At 38.1% G+C, this 26,319-nt stretch carries 25 protein-coding genes; 9 read left to right on the plus strand and 16 right to left on the minus strand.

All coding sequences use genetic code 11. The annotated features are described in order from the left end of the window. Positions 1 to 43: 43 nt before the first annotated feature. Together MHB62_RS10145 and MHB62_RS10150 are read right to left on the minus strand one after the other, a co-directional pair. On the minus strand, positions 44 to 3,649 hold the full coding sequence (locus MHB62_RS10145; protein ID WP_032721999.1) for a P-loop NTPase fold protein: 3,606 nt from the start codon (positions 3,647 to 3,649) through the stop codon (positions 44 to 46). 232 nt (positions 3,650 to 3,881) lie between these two features. Then, positions 3,882 to 4,214, minus strand: coding sequence for a hypothetical protein (locus tag MHB62_RS10150; RefSeq protein WP_026009814.1), 333 nt, complete (start codon positions 4,212 to 4,214; stop codon positions 3,882 to 3,884). A gap of 288 nt (positions 4,215 to 4,502) precedes the next feature. On the opposite strand from MHB62_RS10150, the gene bsrE reads away from it, so the two are divergent. Then, positions 4,503 to 4,595: a type I toxin-antitoxin system toxin BsrE gene (bsrE, locus tag MHB62_RS10155; RefSeq protein WP_109789044.1), complete on the plus strand. Its 93-nt coding sequence runs from the start codon at positions 4,503 to 4,505 to the stop codon at positions 4,593 to 4,595. Positions 4,596 to 4,863: 268 nt separating this feature from the next. Here the strand turns inward: bsrE and MHB62_RS10160 are convergent, their stop codons facing one another. The 4 genes from MHB62_RS10160 to MHB62_RS10175 form a co-directional block, all read right to left on the minus strand. Further along, a complete protein-coding gene (locus tag MHB62_RS10160) occupies positions 4,864 to 5,706 on the minus strand; it encodes a hypothetical protein (protein WP_003231327.1) in 843 nt (280 codons plus the stop codon). A gap of 199 nt (positions 5,707 to 5,905) precedes the next feature. Next, positions 5,906 to 6,364, minus strand: coding sequence for a type VII secretion system immunity protein YobK (gene yobK, locus MHB62_RS10165; protein WP_003231326.1), 459 nt, complete (start codon positions 6,362 to 6,364; stop codon positions 5,906 to 5,908). Between the two features lie 9 nt (positions 6,365 to 6,373). After that, positions 6,374 to 8,176: an LXG family T7SS effector ribonuclease toxin YobL gene (yobL, locus tag MHB62_RS10170; RefSeq protein ID WP_004399481.1), complete on the minus strand. Its 1,803-nt coding sequence runs from the start codon at positions 8,174 to 8,176 to the stop codon at positions 6,374 to 6,376. A gap of 101 nt (positions 8,177 to 8,277) precedes the next feature. Beyond that, on the minus strand, positions 8,278 to 8,835 hold the full coding sequence (locus MHB62_RS10175; RefSeq protein ID WP_004399321.1) for an SMI1/KNR4 family protein: 558 nt from the start codon (positions 8,833 to 8,835) through the stop codon (positions 8,278 to 8,280). Positions 8,836 to 8,962: 127 nt separating this feature from the next. Between MHB62_RS10175 and MHB62_RS10180 the strand changes: the two genes are divergently transcribed. Together MHB62_RS10180 and MHB62_RS10185 are read left to right on the plus strand one after the other, a co-directional pair. Next, on the plus strand, positions 8,963 to 10,399 hold the full coding sequence (locus tag MHB62_RS10180) for a flavin monoamine oxidase family protein (RefSeq protein WP_152550851.1): 1,437 nt from the start codon (positions 8,963 to 8,965) through the stop codon (positions 10,397 to 10,399). Positions 10,400 to 10,825: 426 nt separating this feature from the next. Beyond that, positions 10,826 to 13,246, plus strand: a complete 2,421-nt coding sequence (locus MHB62_RS10185; protein ID WP_004399426.1) for a peptidase G2 autoproteolytic cleavage domain-containing protein — start codon at positions 10,826 to 10,828, stop codon at positions 13,244 to 13,246. A 587-nt stretch (positions 13,247 to 13,833) separates the two neighbouring features. Here MHB62_RS10185 and csaA read toward each other — a convergent pair. The 7 genes from csaA to MHB62_RS10220 all read right to left on the minus strand — a co-directional run bounded on the left by csaA (position 13,834) and on the right by MHB62_RS10220 (position 18,628). Further along, a complete protein-coding gene (csaA, locus tag MHB62_RS10190; RefSeq protein ID WP_004399582.1) occupies positions 13,834 to 14,166 on the minus strand; it encodes a chaperone CsaA in 333 nt (110 codons plus the stop codon). 64 nt (positions 14,167 to 14,230) lie between these two features. Continuing rightward, the gene (locus tag MHB62_RS10195) at positions 14,231 to 14,956 is read right to left on the minus strand and encodes a helix-turn-helix domain-containing protein (protein ID WP_010886529.1); all 726 of its coding nucleotides are present in this window, start codon (positions 14,954 to 14,956) and stop codon (positions 14,231 to 14,233) included. Positions 14,957 to 14,970: 14 nt separating this feature from the next. Further along, entirely contained in the window at positions 14,971 to 15,714 is a 744-nt protein-coding gene (locus MHB62_RS10200; RefSeq protein WP_003231298.1) for an N-acetyltransferase, read from the minus strand. A gap of 77 nt (positions 15,715 to 15,791) precedes the next feature. After that, positions 15,792 to 16,367, minus strand: coding sequence for a TetR/AcrR family transcriptional regulator (locus tag MHB62_RS10205; RefSeq protein ID WP_004399277.1), 576 nt, complete (start codon positions 16,365 to 16,367; stop codon positions 15,792 to 15,794). Positions 16,368 to 16,372: 5 nt separating this feature from the next. Next, positions 16,373 to 17,074: an MBL fold metallo-hydrolase gene (locus MHB62_RS10210; RefSeq protein WP_003231294.1), complete on the minus strand. Its 702-nt coding sequence runs from the start codon at positions 17,072 to 17,074 to the stop codon at positions 16,373 to 16,375. A gap of 76 nt (positions 17,075 to 17,150) precedes the next feature. Continuing rightward, positions 17,151 to 17,633: a GyrI-like domain-containing protein gene (locus tag MHB62_RS10215; RefSeq protein ID WP_003231292.1), complete on the minus strand. Its 483-nt coding sequence runs from the start codon at positions 17,631 to 17,633 to the stop codon at positions 17,151 to 17,153. Positions 17,634 to 17,686: 53 nt separating this feature from the next. Next, positions 17,687 to 18,628 (minus strand): YafY family protein, encoded by a 942-nt coding sequence (locus MHB62_RS10220; protein ID WP_003231290.1) that lies wholly within the window; start codon positions 18,626 to 18,628, stop codon positions 17,687 to 17,689. Positions 18,629 to 18,833: 205 nt separating this feature from the next. On the opposite strand from MHB62_RS10220, the gene csk22 reads away from it, so the two are divergent. Beyond that, positions 18,834 to 19,379 (plus strand): mother cell-specific sporulation protein Csk22, encoded by a 546-nt coding sequence (csk22, locus tag MHB62_RS10225; RefSeq protein ID WP_004399253.1) that lies wholly within the window; start codon positions 18,834 to 18,836, stop codon positions 19,377 to 19,379. A 26-nt stretch (positions 19,380 to 19,405) separates the two neighbouring features. Here the strand turns inward: csk22 and czrA are convergent, their stop codons facing one another. Further along, the gene (czrA, locus tag MHB62_RS10230; protein WP_003231284.1) at positions 19,406 to 19,729 is read right to left on the minus strand and encodes a Zn(II)-responsive metalloregulatory transcriptional repressor CzrA; all 324 of its coding nucleotides are present in this window, start codon (positions 19,727 to 19,729) and stop codon (positions 19,406 to 19,408) included. Positions 19,730 to 19,922: 193 nt separating this feature from the next. On the opposite strand from czrA, the gene MHB62_RS10235 reads away from it, so the two are divergent. Continuing rightward, entirely contained in the window at positions 19,923 to 20,600 is a 678-nt protein-coding gene (locus tag MHB62_RS10235; RefSeq protein ID WP_003231283.1) for a lysozyme family protein, read from the plus strand. Between the two features lie 89 nt (positions 20,601 to 20,689). Here the strand turns inward: MHB62_RS10235 and MHB62_RS10240 are convergent, their stop codons facing one another. Next, the gene (locus MHB62_RS10240) at positions 20,690 to 21,226 is read right to left on the minus strand and encodes a DUF420 domain-containing protein (RefSeq protein WP_003231280.1); all 537 of its coding nucleotides are present in this window, start codon (positions 21,224 to 21,226) and stop codon (positions 20,690 to 20,692) included. A 136-nt stretch (positions 21,227 to 21,362) separates the two neighbouring features. Next, positions 21,363 to 22,145 (minus strand): VLRF1 family aeRF1-type release factor, encoded by a 783-nt coding sequence (locus MHB62_RS10245; RefSeq protein WP_004399450.1) that lies wholly within the window; start codon positions 22,143 to 22,145, stop codon positions 21,363 to 21,365. A gap of 170 nt (positions 22,146 to 22,315) precedes the next feature. Here MHB62_RS10245 and MHB62_RS10250 point away from each other — a divergent pair, with 170 nt between their 5' ends. From MHB62_RS10250 to desK, 4 genes are all read left to right on the plus strand, one after another. Continuing rightward, the gene (locus MHB62_RS10250; RefSeq protein WP_004399390.1) at positions 22,316 to 22,813 is read left to right on the plus strand and encodes a GNAT family N-acetyltransferase; all 498 of its coding nucleotides are present in this window, start codon (positions 22,316 to 22,318) and stop codon (positions 22,811 to 22,813) included. A gap of 63 nt (positions 22,814 to 22,876) precedes the next feature. Further along, positions 22,877 to 23,854, plus strand: coding sequence for a S66 peptidase family protein (locus MHB62_RS10255; RefSeq protein ID WP_004399250.1), 978 nt, complete (start codon positions 22,877 to 22,879; stop codon positions 23,852 to 23,854). Between the two features lie 161 nt (positions 23,855 to 24,015). Then, complete coding sequence (gene desE / locus MHB62_RS10260; RefSeq protein ID WP_004399588.1) at positions 24,016 to 25,074, plus strand: fatty acid desaturase DesE; 1,059 nt, start codon at positions 24,016 to 24,018, stop codon at positions 25,072 to 25,074. Between the two features lie 119 nt (positions 25,075 to 25,193). Beyond that, positions 25,194 to 26,306 (plus strand): two-component sensor histidine kinase DesK, encoded by a 1,113-nt coding sequence (desK, locus tag MHB62_RS10265; protein WP_003231271.1) that lies wholly within the window; start codon positions 25,194 to 25,196, stop codon positions 26,304 to 26,306. Positions 26,307 to 26,319: the final 13 nt, after the last annotated feature.

Here is a 26,319-nt window from a genome sequence, read left to right on the forward strand (position 1 = left end):
GCCCAGCAATTAAAACTGGACGTTAAAAAACATTAGTTATTCTTTATTTTTTTTTAGTATTCACACGTAATCTCTCTCTATCTTCTTTAAAAGAGGATATGTAGTTTTTAGACTCTAATGCAGTCACCAACGCTTTATTAGTTCTATTATTTGAGATCTTTATTCGTCTGCCTTTTTCAGCAATTTCAGAGTAAGGTTCCCCTATTTTAGTTAAAAATTCAGTAATTGATTCATTATCAATATGCTTTATTTGTCCAGCTAGCAACGATAACCTAGTATCCAATGTTGTAGGTGATTCAAGCAAAAAGGTTAGTAGTTCATTGGTGATTTTCAGGTTATGCTCATTAATAAAATAAATTGTATCTTTAAGAATATCATTATTTCCATCTGTCAAACAGTTAGAATTTAAATGTTGTACAAATATTTCTTTGTTAAATTGAGAGAGCTCGTTGCTATCTATGAGTTGCTTTATATCATTGGCATCAAGGGAAAAATCACCTTGTTTATCAATAAACTCGTCAGGGTTTCTCAAAGCGAGTTGGATATGAAGTGTATCAAAATTTAATTTTAACTCTTTAAAATTTTCCGGTGTTAGAGATAACAAATCATTATCAATCAATAATTTTGCTCTTTTTTCACTAACATTTCCGAGCGGAAAGTAAATCCAACTTTGAATACTAGCAATTAACACTTCGAATGTTTCGTCTGTAATATCCCGACTATTAATGATTTCTTCTGAGATATCTTCTAAAATCGCTTCGTCAAATTTATCATCAAACGCCTCTATATTATTTTTAGAGAGCTCTTTTCTATTAACAGGATTGTTTAAGAAAGCTATTAAGAAATCAGGCATTTTTTTATTGTATTCTACATAAGAAGTAATAACGTTTGACCAGCATGCAACCATTTTATTTTCACGGATCACAATTGGCCATAACTCTTTAATCAATTCACCAATATCCGAGATGGCAAAAGTTTTTTTCATGATCATTGCATGCTTTACTCTCTTATCTAAATCCTCCCGATTTAATAACTCCAGAAAACTTTCCTCTGGTTCCTCAATCTCCTCAGTAAGTAAAACTTTTTCAACAAATATATCAATATTGTCATTTACGTAATTGATAACAGCCTGCTGATCAGAGTTTTTAACTGCAGCATACGTTATATTGGGAGCATCATTTAAAATAACTGATAAAGTTTTGATATTAATTTCGTATAGATTTCGTTGAACAACAAAGTCATATATTGTTTCAGAATTTAGCAAATGATCCAAACTTTTAAATTTAACTTGGAGTTTTAATAGTAGTTCTTTTATTTTCTCCTCATCAGATACTAAGCTGAGAAGATTTAAGTACTTGGATAATATGAAAGACATGACCGACTCTTTATTCATTCGGATAATATCAGCTATATCAGCATATGTAAGTATATCTGACAAGTATTCCTCTTTTTTCTGTTGTGTATAATTGGATCTAAGTTCAATAAAACTCCAAAAATCATCCCATTTACTAGATATCGATTGGATAAAGGCAGCTTTATTTATTGCCCTTTCTTTAAAACCATCTATGAATGTAACAGATTCTTTACTTCCATTTGCAAGTCGCTCAATTATGCTATCATAATAATTACGGTATTCAGAATGATCCATTATATAGTTTAAGAGATGAAAATTAAGTACCTCTATTTGCTTAAATTCAGCACCAACTAATTTGCTCATTATTTTACCGATATTATCCAGCTCAAAGCTGTAAGGCAATGACTCGTGGTTTTTAATACTAAATACAAATTTAATATCGGAAAGACTTAAACTTTCTGGATAGAAGTAAGTGATGTAATGGTTATACATTTCATCAATATATCCATGACGTAGCAGGTAAACAAGTAATTTTTTCTCGTAAAGCTTATCAGAAAATACATCCTTTGAATTCATTTTTGTAATTAATACTTGTAAAGATTGCGCTCTTATTTCTTGCTTTTCTCTCTCTAATTCCAATAGTTCTTTCTTGAATTTTTGGATTTCATTTTTCTCTATAGCCTTGATGGCATCTTCTCTTTCAAAGTAGTTCGGTTTCCGACCAAAAACAGTTGCAATTTCTTTAATTGTCGCTGGACCATTTCTATTTCTTAAATAACAATAGATAGTATCCGCATTTTTTAACTTCTCAAAAAACCGATCTTTATTAGATGTATTGCCTCTAAATACCTCGCCATCTATATTAATATCATAATTAGAATTCAAATTTGATATTTCTAATTCGCTCAAGTATATAAAATTTAATTCAGCAATTGATTTTAAAGACTCAACTTCTATATTCGCTAATTTCCTCTCTAATTGTTGTATTTTAGCATTAATTAATTTTATTTGTTCCTCAATTATAAGTTGTTTTTTTTGAAAGATTTCATATACCAACCCTTTGTTATATTGTAATTTAGAAAAATCCACAGGATAAATATTTTTGTAGATTATCATTGCTAACATTTTGTTAGGATCAAGATCAATTGCACTTAGTTTTTGTTGGTATATAACAAATTCATTAAAAATATTCTTTAATACTCTCATGTCATCAATGTAAATTGTTACATCCTCTAAGAAATGAGTGTTTATCAAATCAGAATATGGTGAATGTTTTATTTTCTTTTTAAGTATGTCTCCTGAATTAGATGCATTAATAATTGGTATTACTGGGATAATAAAATCAAAAAATTTTGTGCGGTCTCTAGTTAACTTTTCAGTGTCTGCATCTCCAAAAATATCATCTTTTATCGCATATATAAAAACAACACGTCTATCTATTTGTTCTGAATTATTTATAAGTTCATTTAATTCTCTTAATCTTTCAAAAATACCTATATTATTAAAGCGATCTAAGTCCTCAAATATTACAACATTATACTTGGAGGCTTCAAAAAAATATAATATTTCATCTAAATATTTATCAAATATAGAAGAGTTTTCTTCCCCTGTATTTTTTTCTAACGTTGTATTAGCAATTGTAACCTTATTCAATTTTAAGTTGGCACGGACAAAATGATAAATTCTTTTATATGCGAGTAGAGGATATACTATAAAGAACAGTGCTAATAATATAGTCAGTCGTATTTGTTGCTGATCTTCAGTACCGAGACTCCTTGAAACTAACGTCTCAGCATATATTCCTTTAAGTGCATCAGGTTTAAAAAGGTAGATGCCAACTATAATAAATGCAAAAAAGAAAATCAAATTTATAATTATGCTCTTAGTCCTTATATGCTTAATTCTTTTAAACCTAGAAAAGGGAATGGTTCTATCGTGTACCCGGTATATCATTTGTTGCAAGATGCTTTTCTCTAACTTATTCTCCATATCATCCGTATCTGTGTTGAATGTAGCTAAGGATATATTTAAGAAACTATATTCCCTGCTGTATTGTTTTTGAAAGGTATTTAATATGCTACTTTTTCCAGACCCGTAGGGACCAGTTAGGGCGATATTTTTCACTTTTTTATTTTCTAACCCCCAACTTAGTGCTTTAGAATATTTTCCATCAGTGTCGACATCATTGCTAGGAGAAAGATCTTCAAAAAGGCTTTCTTCCTTAACATTAGGTTCTTTTAGTCTAATCAGAAGTTTCTCTAACCACTGCACAAATTTTTTTTTGATTTCCCCCAAAAAAAACAAATCCTTTCTAAACTTTCAGGTGTAATACGAATTAATAAAACTGGAGCAAAGAACTAAATAAATGAGTATGTAGCAATGACAAATCATTTCTCTTCCATCTAATATAGTCCTTTATCGCCAGTTGAAATTCACTATTAATTGTAACATGAAAGGGCATTAAAAGTTTCTGAAAAAAAGATGATCAATAAACAACACAGCGCCCAATTACAGGACTGTTTCATATTTAAATTGAATTTTTATAAGCATTAATTGCTTCATTTCGCAGCAGCATATTATCTTTGTTAACCATGCCTAAGTTGTAAGCTTTTTTGATAATATCTAATACCTGAGAATCTAACGCCGAAAGATTACCGCCTGGATTAAATCTTGATTTCCAATAATCTAAAGAATTATTTAGGTCAAGTGAGCTTTTTTTGTTCTCGGGTTTAACTACTTCATTTTTCTCAAGTGTTTCACAGAATTCACTAAAACCAATGGATCTACTGGGAGCTGAGTTATTTCCCCCGTATCCTTCTGTAGCCAAGCTGCAAAATGCTAAGAATTTTGGATCATAAATAAGATCGCTTCAGTTTACATTTACCACTGATAATCACAATCCTCTCAAAGCTTTTTATAATTGTAGCACCTTTTCCATTTTTACACATATTAAATATCGACAATCATTCAAATGATTTAATAATTGAATACAAAAAAGAACCTGCATTTTGCAAGTTCCTTTCACGTTGTCAATATATTGTGAATTTTTAACGACAAGGGCATTTATGTATAGTATGATATTTCCTGTACAGTAAGTTTTGCTCACTCGAGGGAGTCTTGCTCATCCCCTAATGAAAGGGGTGATGCTATGTCAACATTCCAGGCATTAATGCTAATGCTTGCAATCGGGTCGTTTATAATCGCCCTATTGACGTATATAGAAAAAATAGACCTCCCTTGAGCCTCAGAACCTGAAGGGATAGGCCTACCTAGAACCACATCGAGCAAGCCCTTTGATGGGCAACTTTTTGTACAGAGCCGGGGTGTTGGTAGCACCTCGGTCTTTTTTATTTTATGCATTTCTCATTAAAGAAATGCACTGTAATGTATTGTAAAACTGATTATAACACATTTTCCGTGAAATGCATTACAATAAACCTCAAGAGACTTGGAAAGCTTTTTTATTGTTTCTTGTAACGTTATAATGATCTAAAATAGCGCACAAGCCTTTATACATCTTCATCATTTCTTACTCTTCTAGCTCGTCTTTCAACATTCCAATTCCCAATCTTTCCCCAGACATTCTTGTTAGTCCATTTCCCTAGCTTAGTTTTATCAAACCATTCCTGAAACAAAGATATTTCATCTTTCCTTTGCATTGTATCTTTTAAAAGGAAATAATGTATTATCCAAAAGATATAAAGAGCTGAACAAGAAAGTCCAAAAATAAGTTTATTTACCTCTAACCAATTTCCTAAAACTTGTTCGCCTAAATATTTATCATATAGAAGGGGTATAAAAGCAAATGCTGAAGCACCGACAAAAAAAGCTAGAGTTTCTTTAAACCATCTAACAAAAACAAAAACAGCGCTTAAAATATAATTCGTTCTAAAAAGAACTTTATACCAATTATAATTCTTGTTTAGAGTAACAAATATACTTCTATATTCTTTATTAACTGCTTGATCTAACATTCTCATTTTATAAAATAATTTTTTCCTATTCTCGCTGTTCTTGTTTAAAATATACTCTCTGAAACAATCTTCTGTATTCAAAATTTGATCTATCAATAAGATGTTTCTAAGTTTTGATAGCTTCCCCTTTTTCCCACTATATTCTTCGAAAAATTTTTCTATAAGGACCATTTTATGGTTTTCATCTTCTTCATTCTTTATTTCTTTTAGGGAATAATACATAGGCTCTAAAATTTTTTCTAATGTTTCACCTGATTGAGAGTAGAATCGTTCTATACTTTTTTGTCTTTGATTGAATAGCAATGCAACTATACCCGTAATTACTGCAGTAAGAATACCATTTTGTTGTATCCAATTCCAAATATCTAATAACTCCAATTAAGCTTCTCCCCTTCTCTCTGAATTTACTTTTAATACGGGCTAAAATAAAAAAGGTTTCATATAAAACGGGACTAGAAAACTTCTGTCACTTTAATTATTTAATCCAATAAAATAAGCTCTCATTGCGAGAGCTTATTTTATTTAGATTGAGGATGTGCAACTCAAGCCTTCTATTGCGCTATAGCAATACTTTTGCTTAATCGTCCCAGTCTTCATCCTCATCCCAGTCATCTTTCGCTTCCTGAATCTTATTATAAAAAAATTCAATAAAGCTGTCTGCAACAGTATCTTGATAACCAATTACCCTATCCCATTCAACTACAGGGCATTCTCCGTCTTTCATTTTATTTGTATCTAGACAGTAAGCAAAGTAATCAACATCTTCAATAACCACAAGTCCATCAGTAAGGCCATAGTGTTCTTTATATTCATTAGTTCTATTTACAACTGATGCATGATCAAAGTTGTAGCCTAAAACCAAAACGCCGAATAAACCACCAGCACCGTATTTTTCTAAAAACCATTTATAACTGTTGGGGAGATCGCATTGGAGGTTTTCTTCAATGCGACCAATGTTTTCATGACTTGCACCTTCTGTAAATATAGCATTTTGTTTATTTTCATTAATAAAGTTCTCAACCTTCGAATAAATCATATAAACACCTCAATTCTCATTTTCAAATTGTTTCGCTCTCCATTTCCAATATCTCTTTCTAAAGCTCTCGTATTGTGCTTTTAAAACCTTATCATTTCTAAAACTTTCACCATCAGACTTAAGCTGATGAATGACATCACTATATTTTGTATGTAAGCTGTTCGGGATTTCAAGCATTGGGCCAGGTTCTTCTTGAATCAAGTGATGTAAATTAATCTGTGTACCGTCTTTTGCATAAGGGGCATTCCCGTTTTTCATTAGCTGAAGATTTGTAACACCGAATTCTGTTTTTTGATTAATATCAATATCTTTCATAGTATACACTCTACGGCTTACATCTTTAACTTTCCCCTTCGCCTTTACCTTCCCCTCTATTTCATATGCATCATACTTTTCTTTATTTAGCCAAGGAGGGCTTTTCTTTTGGCCAGTAAACGGTTTTCTTGTTCCATCCGGTATTTTCTTCGCATTAGTCAAAAGTTCATTCTTAAGGTTTTGGCTATCAACCACATTGTATGGCACGTTATCTGCTAGAGCAAGCTTATACTTAGGGTTGTAAGGCAGCAAATCTGGAATCTTAACGTCCTTGATTTTCTTACCTGCTTGACTTGCTTTATTTATTACCTTGCCCGCTGCATCTGCTTTGTTAATGGCTCCTGCACCTTTTGTACCAACAACAGCTACAGCCACTGAACCAATAGCATAGGTAACCCATCTTGATCTAGAATAGGCATCTCCATTCACCATATCCTTTTGATATGACTCTTCTATTGCTGCTGAAATGGCATCGTATGTTTTCACTGGATGCATAGCTGCATTACCCAGTGCTGAGAGTGTTTCTCCTGGATCGGTGATGAAGTCCCATATGCCGGTTACAGTGTCTTTTCCTACATCGTATAAACCAACTCCTACACCTTTTACGATATCCCAGGTGATTTCTCCTGCTCCTTCTAGCTGCTTCGCTTGTTCAATTTGCACTGCAAGCTGCACTTGAGTTGGCTCCAGATTCTCGTACCCTACTTTCTTAGCAATCTCTAAATATTCATCAGGGTCAGATACACCGTCATTAAGTTTTTTCTTTAATTCCTTGATTTCACGTTCCTTTGCTTCTTCTTTCTTCACACTTAAGTAAGCTTCAGAATGCTTTTCAATATCGCCTTTTTTCTTATGTATGTCACTTTCTCTGTACGCTTTAGCGTTATAGTGAATTGGTGTAGCGTTTTTTCCTTTGCCTGTTGATTCCTGCAGCTTTTTAAAGTCTTGCTGAATAAATTGTTCGTTTGGTTCTGTTTCAGCGTATTCTGTTTTTAAATCCTCATCAAGCTTGTTTAGCTTATCGATTGTTTTTTCACGTTTGTCATCTGCAGAAGAAAGTTTGTCTTTGAAGTCTTCTGTTGAGAATATTTCAAGGGGAAGGATATCATTGATGTTGTTTAATATGTCTTTCATTGCTTTTTTCTGTTCAGACATAATGGATTTTGATTTTGCATAAGCGTTAGCCAACTCGTGTTCTAGAAAGGATTCTTCTATGTAAGCATCAGACATCTTCGCATCTTCAAGTGTTGCAGACATGCTGCTTAAGAAAGCAATCTTCATATCGATAAGATCAATCCATTGGTCTGTTACGCCGACATGACCATGATAAAATGCTTTAATGTTGTCAGCACCCTTGCCTGAAAATTCACTGTCATCTAGGTTAGCTACTTCCTTAAACGCTTTTTTGAGCTTCACCATTTGCGACCTTAGTTCCTTATACTCTTTGGTTCTTTTATCCGCTTCAAAGAGTAATGAATCAGCCTCAAATACCTTCATATCATTCTCCTTCCTAGACTACTTCTATGTAAATTTTACCACAGTAATCTAATTGAATAACAGAAAAAGACAGCCAAAATGACTGTCTTATACATCACACACTATCTTGTTCTATAATAATTTTCTGCGGTATAGTAGCGCCAATCCCAAAAAGGTTCCCCATTGGCCAATATATACCGGTCTAAAAATTTTTCAAAGTTTAAATTTAATGGATTATATTCTAAACCACTTTCAAATATATAGAGATAGTTGGGATCACCTTGGTTCACTTTATCTTTATCGATCATTAAATGGCATTCTTCCAATAAGTAGCCAATTGGAATACCATTGATATCTTCAAACAAATCTTCATATTTTAACTCCTCTTCAATCTCTTCAAGGCTAAATAGCTGAAGTCCTCCACCTATATTCTCCCCATCAGAAAGAATCTCAAAAATTTTCGCACCGTTATGTAGTGTCATGAACTTCTGATAATCCTGTGGAAGGGTAAGCTGGTGTTTAGCCTCAAAGCTTTGAATGTCATTCAGGGTTGCTTTGTCCTGTGAAAAAGTAACAAGGAACTCCATGATATCACCTTCTGAACAAAACAATTTAATGGCTCCTTTTTCGTCTAAAAGACTTTTCAAGCCATTTACAGTCTTATGAACAAAGTTAGTCACATACATCACCCCTTTATTTCCTTTTAACAATAACCTTTCAAATTCCAAAAGATGTGAACAGATCGTGATAGGTGCTCTTTTCAGTGAATATAATGCAATAAATTCTAAAAAGAGGTGCCTCCAAAAATTGAATTCTCTAATGAATGATGACATGGTAAAGATCATTAGAAATGGCCTTAGCGCATCGCAGCATCCAAAGCACATTCTTGTTATAGGAGCTGGATTGTCCGGGCTTGTATCAGCATCTTTGTTGAAAAATACCGGTCACAGAGTAACGATTCTCGAAGCGAGCGGCAGAGCGGGCGGCCGTGTCTGCACTTTGAGATCTCCCTTTAGTGATGATTTGTATTTCAACGCTGGCCCGATGCGCATACCGAATAACCATTCGTTAACCTTAGAATATATCAAAAAATTCAAATTGCCAACAAATGTATTTATCAACAGAACCCCGATGGACATCATTTATGCAAATGGAATCAAAACACGTCTCCAAGTTTTTGAACGAGCTCCTGGAATATTGAGATATCCAGTTGCACCAAATGAACAAGGGAAAACGTCTGAAGAGCTGATGCTTTCTTTACTGCAGCCTATTCTAAATTTTATCAATCAAAATCCAGCAAGAAATTGGCGGATTGTCGAAGAACAATACAAAAATCATTCGTTAAGCTCTTTTTTAAACACGTATTTTTCATATGGCGCGATCGATATGATCGGTGTACTTTTGGATATGGAAGCGTATATGGGGATGTCCCTTGTTGAAGTATTGCGGGAATCTATCTTTTTTTCATCCCCCGCTCACTTCTATGAGATAACTGGCGGTATGGATCTGCTGCCTCACGCGTTTCTTCCTCAATTAAAAACAAACATTCTATACCATCAAAAAATGATGAAAATGTCTCAGGGTGAAAATCGTGTTACGATCCATTGTCAGCATCAACAAACGGCAGAATTCACATCATTCACAGCTGATCTCGCTATTGTAACCATTCCTTTTTCAACATTGCGATTTGTAAAAGTCGAACCATACCATTCATTCTCTTACTATAAACGGAGGGCCATCCGTGAGCTAAACTATATCAGTGCAACAAAAATCGGCATAGAGTTTAAAAGCCGATTTTGGGAAAAAGCCGGTCAGCACGGCGGCAAATCTATTACTGATCTTCCGATTCGTTTTTCATATTATCCAAGCAGAAATATTGGAGCAAATGGACATGCTGTCATTCTGGCCAGCTATACATGGGCCGATGAGGCACTGATATGGGACAGTCTTTCAGAAGGAGAGCGAATCCAGTATACTTTACTGAATTTATCTGAAATCTATGGTGATATTGTGTGGTCTGAATTTGTGTCTGGCACTTCTTTTAGCTGGAGCCAGTACCCGTATTCTGCGGGAGGTTTTACAGCTTTCGAACCAGGACAAGAATTAGAGCTGTATCCCTATATTCCTGTCCCTGAGGGCAGAGTTCATTTCGCCGGAGAACACGCCTCACTCACTCATGCGTGGATGCAAGGCGCGATTGAATCTGGAATACGTGTTGCTTATGAGGTCAATCGCTTACCTTAGATCATGCTCACATCTTGTTAAAACTGGTTGATATAAAAAGAAGTGAAGAATTTATACTCCTTTGTTTAAAAGATTAATTCAAATATGGGATGTCTCAACATTCGGTTCTTTATTATCTTTATACACGTTTTGAATGCGGACCTCCCTTTTCTTCCATAATCATTAATAAATACCCAACCATAGGAAACGTTTTAATTAACCATCGGGCGAACTTTCTTTCACTGTATAACGATTCTTAATGTTGCTTTTTATCCTTTACTTGTCCTCTCTTTTTTTCATTGACTTACATTTCTTGAAAACCAGTATAAATCCTAAAGGAATTTTGTAACAAATACAGAATTGGAAAGAGAAGCGCCAAAAGAAATGCTAACTCCTTATCTCAAAGACAAAACTGCGCTTATATTAAAAGAAAGAGGTGTCTTTAGAATGGTTCATTTTAAAAACTGCCCTGATCCTTCTCTAAACGCCAATTCTCAGTCTCACCCCGAATTTTCATCCGAATTAGAACATATTAAGACAAGAATGCAAAACTTTATTAAGCACTCGGTTACAGACCAAAATATCGAAGTTACTGACGCAAGGGTGACGGCCGAAGGAGAGGTCACCTCTCTTTTAAAAGAACGTCTCGACAAGGAATATTATAGGCTTTTATCTAAAATCACCCGGGAAGTAAATGTGGCTGACTTCGGCGCTGTTCCAGATGGAAGAGACAATACTGAAGCTTTTCGAAAAGCAATCGGGAATGGCCGAGTCAAAGTACATGTTCCAGCGGGAGAATACCTCGTTCAAGGGATTAAACTTCCATCTTGGACAACAATTGTTGGACAAGGTAAAGGGATCACAGTGATTAAATTGCATGAAGACACTCCAGCGCATGAATGGGTGATTACAAATGATGATTATCAAAATGGAAATCGCAATATTTTTGTCCAAGGAATGTCATTAGACTGGAATCCAAGTAGACAATGCGGTGTGAGAAATCCAGGGGGACAGTTCTCCAGTTGTTTAACTTTTGCTAAGGTTGAATATGGGTGGATCAAAGATGTGGAAGCGATTAACGCAGGTCTTCATGGTATTGATATTACATCGCCAACGTATGACCATTTGCCTGATACCGATTGGACAAAAGACGGATCAAGATATATTTGGATCGATAACTGTGTGACATATGGTTCAGGAGACGACGGCATTACCACCCATTATAGCGAATACATCTTTATTTCAAACTGCCATTCAGGAAATCCGCGGGGAACAGAATTTGCTGAAGGTGTTTCAAACTCCAACGGAATAGAAATTGACGACGGCTCTAGGCATGTGTGGCTTTTGAATAACTTTACAAGCGGCAACATCCGCGGAGTTGAAGTAAAAGCCCATGAACTGTGGCCAGCCTCTCAAAACGTCCATATCATAGGCCATATTTCTTATCGCGATGTTCGTGCATTTGATCTTCGTCATATTGGTCACCATCAAATTACAGATCCTGAAAGCACAACAGCATACGATGTCACACTCATTGATTGTTCAGCAGTTGAACCAGTTTTCAACTCGCTTTACGATGCTGTGACCCCAAGAGCGCTGGTTATTTCGGCATATAAAAACGTTAATGTAAGCGGATTCACAGCGATTGGTGATCCAGACTATGATTATAAAGAAAACCCTGTCGTAGCCTTGCAATATCGCAGCCAAAATATAACCATTAATGGTATTAAAATTCGCGGTTTTAAAAAAGCCGGTGTTGATATTAATTTATCAGGCGGATCAAATAAAACTGATTATATTAAAATTTCAAATTTTGATATTTATAAATCTGCTCCAAAAGGAATTTCAATCGGTGGAGGCCTCTACAATGTCAATATTCTAAATGGAACGATGATTACTGACAATGGGACAGTTGCAATTCAGTCCCCCAATAATCAGGCCACAATTCTCGGTGTACAATCAGAAGGTTATAGTGTGGCAGCCTCAATCAAAGGCCAAACATACCAACAAGTTCCAATCAATTTGAAAGGAGGCATACAGCTTGCAACGACCTCTGGCTTTGCCGTTAACCAAACAAGCGCAGTTATAGCAGGTACCGGCGACATTACGGCCCGCGGAGAAAGAAATGCGGTCATTAGCTCTTCTGGAGGCTCCAGTACTGAAGGCTCTCGCGCATTAATCGCTTCTTCAAATAACGCACATATTAGAGGAAACCAAGCGTCAAGAACAATACTGTCTTCTGAAAATATTATACTTGAGGAACCATACACCGTGGCAGGAGGTCATCAATCAATAAAGTGGCTTCTTGACTCTGTTCGGGGAAACGGGACGTTTGCCGGTGCAATCAGTTCTTCTTTAGGTGGATATGGAGAGTATTTTGAGAGTTCAACTGGACAGTTAATCCATACTGGTACAATCGTGACTTTAAGAGGTGAAAAAATTGTGCCCGCGAATGTTGGAGATTATATGCTTGGCGTTATTTCAGAAACTTCAGCTTTCATTTCAGGAGCCTCCAGTTTCGTCTGGCAGGGCCGTTATTTGACAAATGAGTTCGGCGGATTTATTTATGAAACGGTGACTGATGAGGAAAGCGGTGAACTCATACGTGTTCCCAAACAAAATCCAGACTACGATACAGCGCTGGAGGCAAATTATCATTCACGGGCAGCAAGAGACGAATGGCACGTTGTAGGGTTGGTTGGCCAACATTATGTGCGTATTGACGAAACTGTCAATCAAGGAGATTATCTTACGGCACATAATGGAATAGGAACAAAAGCCACTGAAGGAAGCTGGAAAGTAATGAAAATAACCTCTGCTTACACATCAGAAAAAGGGTATGGTATCGCTCTAACCGTCATCAAATAGTGGATACGCCGACCAGTTCAATATATGTTTATCCAAATAATTAGATCTCTTTTCTAGGTTCTTTATTCCTTGTATGTTATTATCAATTTTCAATATCTACCAAAATACCCCTAATATACTATCGTAATTAACTTATATTATAATCAAAAAAATTTTGACAGCTGTTCCTTCTCGTTATTCATGAAAGTTGCTATTGAAATGAGTAAATGGATATCATATTAGACTTCTATAGCAAATACACCATATATATCCTTTAAGTATTTACAAATTGAAAATGTTTCATGAGGCTTATTAAAAGTATTGTTCTTTTATCATCTGTAAGTCGATACAAACTGCATTAAGATCACACCTAAATCTCACTGAGTTTTTTCTTACAAATAAAATGAAAACCCTTTCCATTCTAAATTCATTTCACCGTTACTAAAAGTAATCCTTGCATTCCTTCGCCCTCCATGCTATATTCATATAGCGATGAGCTGAATTGTGTAAGCCGATGTACATGCCTTTACGGCACACACGAATGTGGCGTGTGGTGCATCGCCTCAATACGCAAAGACGTTTGCCTTAGGCAAACGTCTTTTTTTGCGTTATCCGATTTTTGTGCCGTTTGGGACAGGCTGATCCGGCTGCAAAAGGACGACGTCGCCCTGGCCGGGTATGCCGCCGAGGACCAAGACTTCCGATTTAAATCCGGCGATCCGGCGGGGCGGAAAGTTCACGACTGCTATGACTTGCTTGTTGATGAGACCTTCCGGCTTGTAACGCTTCGTGATTTGTGCGCTCGATTGTTTTATGCCGATTTCAGTCCCAAAATCTATCACAAGCTTGATTGCCGGTACTCTTGCTTCAGGAAATTCTTCCGCTTTTACAATTGTTCCCGTTCTGATATCCAATTTCTCAAAGTCATCAATAACTGCCATATCAATAACTCCTTTTTCTCCTATTGTAAAGGAGATATACAATATTCTTTTAACTAAAGAGCCATCATTTTTTATCCGAATATAAGGTGTTTCGATACAGGCGGGGCGGCATTCCTGTGCTTTTCGTGAACCATCTTGTAAAAGAAGAAAGGTTTTGAAAGCCCAGCGCCTCGCTCACGACGGTAAGAGTTTCATTTCTCTCCATCAGCATTCTTTTTGCTTCCTCAAGGCGAAGGTCGGCAATATAGTTCTGCGGGGACTTCCCTGTCTGTTTTTTGAACCAGCTTGAATAGTAAGCTGGGTGATAATGCTCGATTTCTGCCAGCTTCTTAATCGTCAGCCGCTCAAATAAATGGCTGTGAATGTATGCAATTGAGGCATAGCTATGGGATTGAAGCTTTTCTTTTATGTATTGTACTAGCATATGAAGCGAGTTGGCTGTTCCGGCCTTTGCTTCCTCTGTCAGCAAGTACCTGATCGAAGACCAGAAAGGATCGAGGGCAGCTTCAATTCCTGATCCTGCACGATACTCATCAATTTTCATTGCATGAAGCGGAACATCCAGTACAAGACATTCATTTCTTCCGATAGAACGGAAGCGATGCTCGCACTGCGGCGGAATATATAAAAAATGATCCGGATTTAATTTCACCTGGCGCCCCTCAGTCTCAAGATCAATACTCCCTTCAAGCGGAAAAAGAAATTGGCTGTACGCGTGCTTATGTGAATGATATAGCCGTGTGTATGTCCGTTTTTCGCAAATTATCTCTTGAAGCGAGTCCATTAGCAAACCCCTTCCTTTGGTCATCTTTTAATCCGGTAATGGTGTTCCGATATAGGCGAAAAGCCGATTTTTCCATATAAAGAAACTGCCGCCAGATTTTCTTTCATCACTTGTAAAAACATGCGTTCCGCTCCGTTGTTTTTTGCCCATTCAGTCAACACCCTGATCACTTGGGTTCCTGCCCCTTTTCCTCTGTGCTCCTCAGCTACAACGATATTACTAAGTCCGCCATAACCATCAATGACAGAAACCGTGCCAAGCGCTGTCAGGCTTTCTTTGTCATACATCTTGAAAAAAGTTTTACACGGCGGCATGCGTTCGAATATGTGTTTGTAACCTTTGTGACGCTCGGGTGAAAACCCTTCTAATTGAATAAATTCATCTATCCAAACAGATGATGGCTCTTGTTCCCACTTGTATGTAAATCGGCTGTTGTCATTTGTTCGGCTCATAATTGACCGGCACAACGCTGTCATCTGGAAGCACTCGTCTACCTTTTCATAACGGCTGTCTGCCAATGCGTCATCAAGCCCTTTCGGTGATGCGTTGCTAATATGAAAACAAACAGGTAAGCCTAAACTTTGATAAAAAAGTTCGGCCTCTAGCTGAAAATCCCCTTCAGGCATATCCGCAGACGTCCATACGCTATTTGCCCTTTTGGTTACGCCAAAATTCGCTCTGAGAAGCCATTTCCCTATGCTTTTTTGAAAATAAGCCGGCCATGAAGCTGCCGCTAATCGTTCAATCTTGCGAATGTCATCCATTGCATAATGCCTCTCCCCTATGTATACTCCCTTGATATTATACAATATTCAGAAATATAAGACATCCATTTATTTGTTTACATAATATTTTTATTGTTTATTAATAATCCTGACAAAAATGTCCGAATTGAAAATGACAGGCTTTCTAAAATGTCCTCCTCACGTTCAAATGCTTCTTTTGCGATTAAAACAGTAAAGCCATGCAGCAGACTTCTGAGCCCCCTTGTCGCATGAATGGCAGTCTTTTCACTTGCATAGCCGTTTTCAATGAGCAGCTTCGTCACAAGACAGACAATTTGGTCAGAGACGATTTCCGTCCGTTTGTCGTGAACCTTAAGAAGAGCCGCTTCATAATATCCGGGATTTTCAATTGCAAAATCAACATATGCATGAGCTAAAGAAAGCATCGCGGAATCTCCCTTTCGTTCGGTTACGGAGTCCGCCATTTGATCAAAAAGCTTTGTCAGTCCTCTGACAGCAAGTTCTGCTCTGATCGCTTGCAGCCCGTTGATATGGTTATACAATGACGGGGGGCGAACATTCATTTTTTTAGAAAGTGCAGCAAGTGAGACACCATTTACCCCTTCCTGATCGGCAATCTCTGCTGCAGCGTCTACAATCATTTTTTGGGTCAAACCTATTCTCGGTGACATGCTCATCATCCTTTCTTTGCTTTTTGGATCGCCTGTCTCATCCGCTCTGAAGGTGATCGCAGGAATTTTCCATGTCCGACAGCGAGACAGGAAGGCGCCTTATCGGCGAGCAATTGTGCACTTTTGATGGCCTCCTCCTTATTCCATGTGGCGAAAGCGGGAAAAGGAAACGCCCATTTTATCTGACCTGATACAGCGATTCCTCCGCGCAACTGAAACGCATCTCCTGCTATTAAAGTGCCGTTTCTTGTATCAAGAAATGACATGCTGCCCGGTGTATGGCCCGGTGTTGGAATGGCAAGCAGAGAACCAATTGTTTCACCGCCCGTCAGCAGTTGGTGAGGCTTTGTTTGTATGTGTTTCGGAATACCTCCTTTTATAGGCGTCTGCGGCTCATCTTGCCGCAAAGATGTGTCACCTTGGAGCAAGAATGAATCCCGTTCCGAGATCATGACCTTTGCATGCGGAAATGTTTGTGCCAATGTATCCAGTGATCCGACATGGTCCCCATGTGCATGAGTCAGTAAAATATGCTGAAGCGGTTTTCCAAGCTGATTCACAGCTTGAATAATCCCTTTATAGCTGCCTGGCAGTGCGGCATCAATAAGGGTGACTTCGTTTTCTTCCTCTACTAAATAGCAATTAACCGGAAACAATGCTGGAAAAAAAGTCAGCTGCCAAACCGTTTGGTACTGAGTAATTCTCATCTTTTTATTCCTCCTAACAAAAACTAATGGTGTTAGTTTTATTATTAACTAACACCATTAGTTTTTCAAGAGTTTATTATTTTTTTATCGCTACATAAATGTTAACTTGTGCTCGCTGTGGCACTGCGGCATTTTGATCATACATCTCAAAGTCACCTGTAAACGTGCGCAGATGCCGCTTATCCCAAGTCCAAATTTCCTTCCACGTTTCAAGCACAATCTCTTCAATAGGACCGATTCTGGAAGTGAAAACGGCGTAAGCGGAAGCCGGCAAATCAATATTTTCATATGGTCCCGGAAGAATGTCGTCGTATTCCTGAAACGTTCCGACTGAAAACGTATAAAACCCATTCGTCTCTTGTTCATAATTCGAATATAAGGCAATAATGCTCTTGTCTTTTTCAGCCTGTGATAAAAGAGCGCTCATATCCTGCTTCCATAATTGATCCCACAGTGCCGGAATCCTCCTTTCTTCCGTCATTTCCAGTGCGTTGCTTGTCCGTTGTGATAGTCCGGCAAATCGTTTCAGGTCTAAGTGTGTTATATGTGAAAAGCCCATACGATCTCCTCCTTTTTTTAAGATTATAGACAAAGAAACCTGACAGCAGTGTGTCAGGTTTCATATATTTTTTGCATGTGATGAATGGTTTCTTTTACTTTATCCCTTATATGAAGAGGCTGCAGAACCTCAATATCCTTTCCGAACTGGAGCAAAAAACCGATCAGCCATTGATCTTCTGGAAGTGAAATCACCGCCTGGCAGATTTCATCTTCCTCACAACAGTGAAGGACATCATATCCGAACCATTCACCTATACGCTGACGTGCTGACGGCTGAACAAGAATAACCAATTCAGTTAAACGGTCCTTTTGGTACCAACTCTTATCCCATGGCAAAGTGTCCAGCTGAATGTCTTTTCTGATAAATGTCTGATGTAAGATGGCCAGATCTTTCATCCGGTTCAGTTTAAAAAAGCGAAAATCATTTCTTACCAGGCAGTAGGCATATAAATACCAGTGCCCCGCCTTGCAAACCAATGTATAAGGTTCAGTTTCCCGAAGTAGTGTTTCCCCGCTTGCGCTTGTATATGTAAAAGATATCGTTAACAACCGATCGATGGCAGCGCTGATTTTCTCGCGCAGCGTCTTTTGATCCTCAGTATGGCCCCAAGCCGTCATGTCAATAAACCATTTTTCTGTTTGGTGCTTAAATGCTTGAGTAGATTGCTCAGGTATAAGGTGTTTGATTTTTTGATAGGCTGTGCTGTGAGAAACGGGTTCATACATAGATGAAACGCTTTGCAAAGCGGAAGCAATTGCAAACAATTCCTCCTCCTTCAGCCACTCTCTTTCAAGCCGATACGTTTCCATGATGCCAATTCCGCCCCCGGAACCCTGTGAGGTCACAATCGGAATACCAGCCCTATTGATCGTCTCAATATCACGGTAAATTGTTCTGACAGATACTTCAAACAGCTCAGCAAGCTCTGCAGCCTGCACTTGTTTTTTGCTGATCAATAACACAACCATCGCTAACAAACGTTCCAGTTTCATTCTGCGCACCTTTTCTTCTTGTATTTTCCAACAAAACAATCATAACATTTTGATAAAGCTTGGGCATATCTATTATGCGGCGGAATACACCTCGCATATGCTATGAAAACAGGGGTTTCCCCTTCTTTTTTGTGTTCAGTATTTATTTCAGCTACTATTTCCGACCGGATAAGCATACACTTCTCAACGGAGGGGATTTCACATCATGCATCTTACACTTCAGAGCGTTTATCCTGCCATAATCATCATCTTTTTTCTGTATAAAAAAATTAAAAGGTCCATCGGATACCAGCCGCTGAAGCCCCGCTGGCTGTTCACCCGTATCATTCTTTTCTCGCTGTTTGCTTTTGGACTTTCAATCTTCAGCGCCATTCACCCTTTTTTATATGGATATCTCATTTTGGGCATTCTTGGCGGATGGCTCCTTGTCTTTTTCGCTAAGAAAAACATCTCTTTTGAAAAACGCAGAGGAAAGATCTATTTTCGGACTCATATTTGGGTAGAGGTGATTCTCTTAACTTTATTTCTATCAAGATTTCTGTATCGAGTGACGGAGCTTTATCTTACCTCACCTGATCTAAACCGCCTTGGATCATACAGTCAGTCAATCGGAACGGACCCTCTGACAATTGGCGTCTGTTTTCTGATAGCCGTTTATTATATCGGTTTTTCTTCTTTTATCATCAAGCTCAGCAGAAACGAACTTGAACAGCACGAATACAATAAAGAAAAAGACATCCTTGCCCGCTAACAGCGAGTTAAGCAAGGATGTCTTTTTCAATCATGCTGTGTATGATGGATCATTTGCTGAAGAACATCTAAAACATGTTCATCCTCCGGAGAGTAATAAATCGATGTTCCTTCTCTGCGCGATTTGACAAGCCGGAGATTTTTTAAAAATCTAAGCTGGTGGGACACAGTGGATTGCAGTAAATTCAGCTTTTCTGCAATTCCGTTTACTGCATGCTCACCTTGGGACAATAAATGGAGAATTCTGATTCGGGTAGGATCTGAAAGCGCTTTGAATGTTTGCGCGACTAGAAACAGCGTCTCCTCGTCCAGATCAGCAGCCGATTGTTCCGTTTCTCTAAATTCAGTCATATGTATCACCTTTCTTTATTCATAGTTTTATCTTATAACAAATGCGCTTGAGTGCAAACCAGCCTGCTTGTATTCCATTTCAATCTCATAGTTTAAATTTATGTTTCAAATCAGGTTTTTACTTGGTCTGATATACCCTCTTATGTCATAATAAAAAAGGTCATACTGCTCCAAACATTGAGGGTGAAACACAGTGAAGAAAAAGAGAAAAGGCTGTTTCGCTGCTGCGGGTTTTATGATGATTTTTGTCTTTGTCATCGCCTCTTTTTTATTGGTCCTGCTTTTTTTCAACCGGGATTTAATCAAAAAACTTCCGATCGATACGAAAACGATTGTTTTGGAACGTTTAACCGATTACAAACCCTTGGTGGAAGAAGAGCTTGAAAGCCAAGGACTCTCTAATTATACATCACTCATATTAGGCATGATGTATCAGGAGTCAAAAGGAAAAGGCAATGATCCCATGCAGTCCTCTGAATCTCTGGGGTTAAAACGCAATGAGATAACAGACCCTCAACTCAGTGTTAAACAAGGCATCAAGCAATTTACCCTCATGTACAAGACCGGTAAGGAAAAAGGCGTGGATTTGGATACCATTATTCAAAGCTACAACATGGGGGCAGGTTACATTGATTTTGTAGCTGAACATGGAGGAACGCATACTGAGGAATTGGCAAAACAATACTCCGAGCAGCAAGTCAAAAAAAATCCTGATCTGTATACTTGCGGGGGAAATGCGAAAAATTTCCGCTATCCGTATTGCTACGGTGATTATACGTATGCAGAAAAAGTAAAAGAAAAAACAAAAACTGTTGAAGAATCTTTGCAGGTTGCAACACTTGAAACCATGGAATCCAAGGCTCATGAATAAGAGTCTATCAATTTACTGACAAAAGCCCAAAAATGAATTTGGGCTTTTGCCATGTTTACACGTAAAAAAAGCCATACTGAGTATGGCTTTTAATAATACGGTGAAATCATCAAATATACAATAACGCCTGTAAGGCTTACATACAGCCATAGAGGCATTGTCCATCTCGCAATTTTTTTATGGCGCTCCACCTGCATGCTGAAGCCTCTGATCAGCGTAAACAGCGCAAGCGGCACAATAATTGCAGAAAGGCAGATATGTGTAATTAAAATAAAGAAATAAATCGGGCGCATAATACCTTCTCCGCCATAGAGCGTGTTTTCCGCAATCGAGTGGTACGTCACATAGCAAATCAAAAATAGTAATGTTGTTGTGAACGCAGCCAAAATAAAGCGTTTGTGAGCTTTGATATTTTTCTGTTTAATCATAATCAGCGCGGCCAATAAGAAGATAAACGTAAAGCTATTGAATATCGCATTCAGCATTGGCAAAATGTGAATATTCGCATGGCTGAACTGATCTAATTTAGGCATAAAAAACAGCACTGCGATTAAACCGTTAATCAGAACTGTCAGCGTAAGGACAATCCCCGTGTAATTTTTCGGTTTATTTTCTGTTTGGTTCATTTGGTGACCTCTCCTAATTTGTACTGGCTATCCAAATCGTATGCAAATTCAAAGAAGATGTCAACGGTTTCGATTGCTTCGTCAGAAATTAGACACACTTCAAAGGCCGGAGGCTATTAGCCCCGGCCTGTTAGGTTTACGCCTCTTTTATCAAATGTTCAATGACCTTATGTTCATTTTCATTCAGCAGGTTCTTTTGAATTTTCGAATGAATGGGTTTATTCATATGCTGATCCAAGATATCGGCCGTTTCTTTATCCCCGGCAATAACCATTCGTTCCCATCTTTTCGCGGCAGCTTTTTGATCAAGGCTGGCAGCCAGCCGCTTATACAGTCTCGATTGGTTCTCTGTTACATGTTCCCTCATCCGGTTCTCTTCAAATGGTGGCGCTTTGTCTACAGCGGAATGGCTATTCTTCCAAGACTCATTGATCATATCATACTCATAACGCTCCACCGCCTCAATTTTTCCTAAAACAGTTTCAATAATTTTCACTTCATGCTGCTGAGTTAAAATAAACGCCGTACTTGGGTATGTCTGGCGCAAACCCTTTAGCTGATCCAGGACAGCTGTTTCTTCCCAGTAAAATCTTGTATCTACAGGGACTTGAAGCTTAATAGGTTCCCATATGCCGCTGTCGGAAACAAAAAACACGAGACTGCGGGGCATGTCTTTTCCCATTGCATTCAAGTATTGATTCATTTTAGCCCTGATTCCATCCAGACACTTTTCCTCCTCTGGATCACTAGCTGCCAAATACTCTTTTAATCGGCTGAATCCTGACTTTAGGGCAATCTTCCATTCTCCCCCCTGCTGCTCTGGATCTCTCATGTCTGTATTGAGATACAGAGAGAGAATTTTATCCGGCGGTTCCAATTGGACATACTGTAATTTGTTAATCAATGAATCAATCGCCATTCCGATTCCTCCTTTTTCACAGGTTAGTTTTCTTTTTCCTCTCTTAAAAACGATCAAACCTGACTTTCCGCTAATTTCTAGTAATAATGGAATTGTTGTTTACAATACGCCTCTCTTCTAATACAATTGGTAACTGTGTTTCTAAGCTGTTTTTTGAAAGGAGTTTGATCTTGTTTACTGTTAAAGAAAAAAATCGTCAAGAGCTTGAGGAAGAACTAAATGATTTAGAATTTCAAATTTATCGCATGCAGGAGAATATGAAGGATTTATCTAAAGATGCCAAAGTGCTTGGTATTGATCAATCGAAACATGATGAGTGGATGATTGTTTCCTCGATTGATGATGGCCAAACATGCAAAATTATGCTAACTGATTGTAAAACGGCATACCGAGGAAAAGGCTGTTTTTCACTTGTAGCGTCTTACAAGGACGATGCCATTCATATAGGGGATATAAAAGGCCCTCCGAATCACGGGTTTGGCTCCATTTGCATGAAATATTTAAAAGATATTGCAAGAGACCATAATATACCGAAAGTCACCGGAGACATCGCCAAACGGGATTGGAATCATGTAGACCGGCTGATTCACTTTTATGAAAAACATCACTTCAAAGTATGTATCGATCATGATACCCAATCCGGCAGCATTAAGTGGGTTGATTTGTAAAAAAGTCTGGAAGAAAGAGCCAAGATATGCTGTAATGGTATAAAACCATTGATGGAGGGTTCTATGTACGCCTCAAAACTGAAAAAGGGAGACGAAATCCGGATCGTGTCTCCCGCGACCAGCATGTCTATATTATCAAATGAAGCAAAAATCCAAGCAAAAACGGCGTTAGAACGCTTAGGTTATCGGGTAACCATCGCTGAACACGCAAATGAATGTAACGAATTTGATTCATCCTCTATCGAGTCAAGAGTCCATGATCTGCACGCTGCCTTTTTTGATCCAGGCGTCAAAGCGATTTTAACGACACTCGGAGGGTTTAATTCAAATCAGCTGCTGCGTTATCTTGATTACGAGAAAATCAAACGACATCCAAAAATTCTGTGCGGTTATTCCGATATAACCGCTCTTTGCAACGCTATTTATCAAAAAACGGGTCTTGTTACGTATTCAGGTCCCCACTTCTCAACATTTGCAATGAAAAAAGGACTCGATTATACAGAGGAGTATTTTCTTTCTTGCTGCGCTTCAGACGATCCGTTTGAAATTCACCCCTCAAGTGAGTGGAGCGATGATCGCTGGTTTTTGGATCAAGAAAACAGGCGTTTTTATCCTAATAACGGCCCTGTTGTAATCCAAGAAGGTTATGCGGAAGGTACTTTAATTGGCGGAAACTTATGCACGCTTAATTTGCTGCAGGGAACGGAGTATTTTCCCGAAACAGAACATACTATTTTATTGATTGAAGATGATTATATGTCAGACATCCATATGTTTGACCGCGATCTGCAATCACTCATCCACCTCCCCGCTTTTTCACATGTAAAGGCGATTTTGATCGGCAGATTTCAGAAAGCATCAAACGTATCAATAGATCTTGTAAAAGCCATGATCGAAACAAAAAAAGAATTATCCGGCATCCCGATCATCGCAAATATAAATGCCGGACATACCTCGCCAATTGCCACGTTCCCTATAGGAGGAACATGCAGGATTGAAGCTATTTCGGGTACATCACGAATATGGATTGATAAACATTAATCAGCTTGTAAATTTTTTTACAAGCTTTTTTAGCGCAATCGGCTATGCATGCCGCACGAGACATGACAAATGTCATATAGGAGGCATGATGTGTGCTACTACAAAAGACTTCTCTCATTAGCGTATACTGAACCGAGACACACAATGAGAGGATACTTACTATGACTGAACAAACCATTGCACATAAACAAAAACAGCTGACAAAGCAAGTCGCTGCATTTGCTCAGCCTGAAACAAAAAACAGCCTGATTCAGCTTTTAAACACGTTTATCCCATTCTTCGGCCTATGGTTTCTTGCTTATCTCAGCCTCGATGTCTCCTATCTTCTTACGTTAGCATTAACGGTGATTGCCGCAGGTTTTCTGACAAGAATTTTTATCATCTTCCATGACTGCTGCCATCAATCTTTTTTCAAACAAAAACGCTATAACCACATTCTCGGTTTTCTGACAGGTGTCCTGACTTTATTCCCGTATCTTCAATGGCAGCACAGCCATTCGATTCATCATGCAACTAGCAGCAATCTGGATAAACGCGGAACAGGAGACATCTGGATGTTAACAGTAAACGAATATAAAGCTGCATCCAGACGAACAAAGCTTGCATACAGACTTTATAGAAACCCGTTTATCATGTTTATTCTCGGACCGATTTATGTTTTTCTGATCACGAACCGTTTTAACAAAAAAGGCGCAAGACGCAAGGAACGTGTAAACACATACCTTACGAATCTGGCAATTGTCGCGTTGGCTGCCGCTTGCTGTCTGATCTTTGGCTGGCAATCGTTTTTACTGGTGCAAGGCCCGATATTTCTGATTTCAGGTTCAATCGGTGTTTGGCTGTTTTATGTGCAGCATACCTTTGAAGATTCTTATTTTGAAGCGGATGAAAACTGGAGCTACGTTCAGGCTGCTGTTGAAGGCAGCTCATTTTATAAACTCCCGAAACTGCTTCAATGGCTAACAGGCAATATTGGTTACCACCACGTTCATCATTTGAGTCCAAAGGTGCCTAACTATAAGCTTGAAGTTGCTCATGAACATCACGAACCATTAAAAAACGTACCGACAATCACCTTAAAAACAAGCCTGCAATCACTTGCGTTCCGTCTATGGGATGAAGATAACAAACAGTTTGTGTCATTTCGGGCTATAAAACATATACCTGTAAGCCTTCCGCCTGATTCACCAGAAAAACAGAAGCTGCGGAAGAATGCCTGATGATAAAGGAGGTCTTCTAATATACTAGAAGGCTTCCTTTTTATTGTTGGAGGGTGCATTCTGGCTTTCACAATGATAAAGTTACAAGTAAGATGAAAAGCTGAAAATGAGGTAAGATCATGATTAAAAATCATTTTACATTTCAAAAACTAAACGGGATTACGCCCTATATATGGACGATATTTTTCATCCTCCCCTTCTACTTTATATGGAAATCATCATCTACATTTGTTATTATTGTCGGCATCATTTTGACGCTTTTATTTTTTTCGGTATATCGATTTGCTTTTGTCTCAAAAGGCTGGACCATTTATTTGTGGGGATTTTTATTAATTGGCATTTCAACCGCCTCCATTACTCTGTTCAGTTATATTTATTTTGCTTTCTTTATTGCTTATTTTATTGGAAACATTAAGGAACGCGTCCCTTTTCATATTTTATATTATGTCCATTTAATAAGCGCGGCCGTCGCAGCCAATTTCAGTCTCGTATTAAAAAAGGAATTCTTTCTGACACAAATTCCTTTTGTCGTTATTACCCTCATCAGCGCAATTTTATTGCCCTTCAGTATAAAAAGCCGCAAGGAGCGCGAACGACTTGAAGAAAAGCTCGAGGATGCAAATGAACGGATTGCAGAACTGGTAAAATTAGAAGAACGTCAGCGAATTGCCCGCGATCTCCATGATACGCTTGGGCAAAAGCTTTCTCTTATTGGTTTAAAAAGCGACTTAGCAAGAAAATTGATATACAAAGATCCCGAACAAGCAGCTCGTGAACTGAAAAGTGTTCAGCAAACAGCGCGAACTTCTTTAAATGAAGTAAGAAAAATCGTTTCCTCTATGAAGGGCATCCGGCTCAAGGATGAATTGATCAACATCAAACAAATTCTCGAAGCAGCTGACATTATGTTTATCTATGAAGAAGAGAAATGGCCCGAGAATATCTCATTGCTGAATGAAAACATTTTGAGCATGTGCTTAAAGGAAGCTGTCACAAATGTCGTCAAACACAGCCAGGCTAAAACTTGCCGAGTTGACATTCAGCAGCTCTGGAAGGAAGTTGTGATTACAGTGTCTGACGATGGAACATTCAAAGGAGAAGAAAATTCCTTTTCAAAAGGACATGGCTTACTCGGGATGAGAGAACGGCTTGAGTTTGCAAACGGAAGCCTTCACATCGATACCGAAAACGGGACCAAGCTTACCATGGCAATTCCTAATAATTCAAAATAAACATAAAGGATGG

Source organism: Bacillus sp. FSL K6-0255 (assembly GCF_045040725.1).
In the GTDB taxonomy this organism is placed as follows: Bacteria; Bacillota; Bacilli; order Bacillales; family Bacillaceae; genus Bacillus; species Bacillus subtilis.

Bases quoted from the DNA above. Each gene is read 5' to 3' on its own strand.
- bsrE (WP_109789044.1), top strand. From the start codon at position 4,503: ATGTCAACATTCCAGGCATTAATGCTAATGCTTGCAATCGGGTCGTTT.
- yobK (WP_003231326.1), bottom strand. From the start codon at position 6,364: ATGATTTATTCGAAGGTTGAGAACTTTATTAATGAAAATAAACAAAAT.
- yobL (WP_004399481.1), bottom strand. From the start codon at position 8,176: ATGAAGGTATTTGAGGCTGATTCATTACTCTTTGAAGCGGATAAAAGA.
- MHB62_RS10185 (WP_004399426.1), top strand. From the start codon at position 10,826: ATGGTTCATTTTAAAAACTGCCCTGATCCTTCTCTAAACGCCAATTCT.
- csaA (WP_004399582.1), bottom strand. From the start codon at position 14,166: ATGGCAGTTATTGATGACTTTGAGAAATTGGATATCAGAACGGGAACA.
- MHB62_RS10200 (WP_003231298.1), bottom strand. From the start codon at position 15,714: ATGGATGACATTCGCAAGATTGAACGATTAGCGGCAGCTTCATGGCCG.
- MHB62_RS10205 (WP_004399277.1), bottom strand. From the start codon at position 16,367: ATGTCACCGAGAATAGGTTTGACCCAAAAAATGATTGTAGACGCTGCA.
- MHB62_RS10210 (WP_003231294.1), bottom strand. From the start codon at position 17,074: ATGAGAATTACTCAGTACCAAACGGTTTGGCAGCTGACTTTTTTTCCA.
- MHB62_RS10215 (WP_003231292.1), bottom strand. From the start codon at position 17,633: ATGGGCTTTTCACATATAACACACTTAGACCTGAAACGATTTGCCGGA.
- MHB62_RS10220 (WP_003231290.1), bottom strand. From the start codon at position 18,628: ATGAAACTGGAACGTTTGTTAGCGATGGTTGTGTTATTGATCAGCAAA.
- csk22 (WP_004399253.1), top strand. From the start codon at position 18,834: ATGCATCTTACACTTCAGAGCGTTTATCCTGCCATAATCATCATCTTT.
- czrA (WP_003231284.1), bottom strand. From the start codon at position 19,729: ATGACTGAATTTAGAGAAACGGAACAATCGGCTGCTGATCTGGACGAG.
- MHB62_RS10240 (WP_003231280.1), bottom strand. From the start codon at position 21,226: ATGAACCAAACAGAAAATAAACCGAAAAATTACACGGGGATTGTCCTT.
- MHB62_RS10245 (WP_004399450.1), bottom strand. From the start codon at position 22,145: ATGGCGATTGATTCATTGATTAACAAATTACAGTATGTCCAATTGGAA.
- MHB62_RS10255 (WP_004399250.1), top strand. From the start codon at position 22,877: ATGTACGCCTCAAAACTGAAAAAGGGAGACGAAATCCGGATCGTGTCT.
- desE (WP_004399588.1), top strand. From the start codon at position 24,016: ATGACTGAACAAACCATTGCACATAAACAAAAACAGCTGACAAAGCAA.
- desK (WP_003231271.1), top strand. From the start codon at position 25,194: ATGATTAAAAATCATTTTACATTTCAAAAACTAAACGGGATTACGCCC.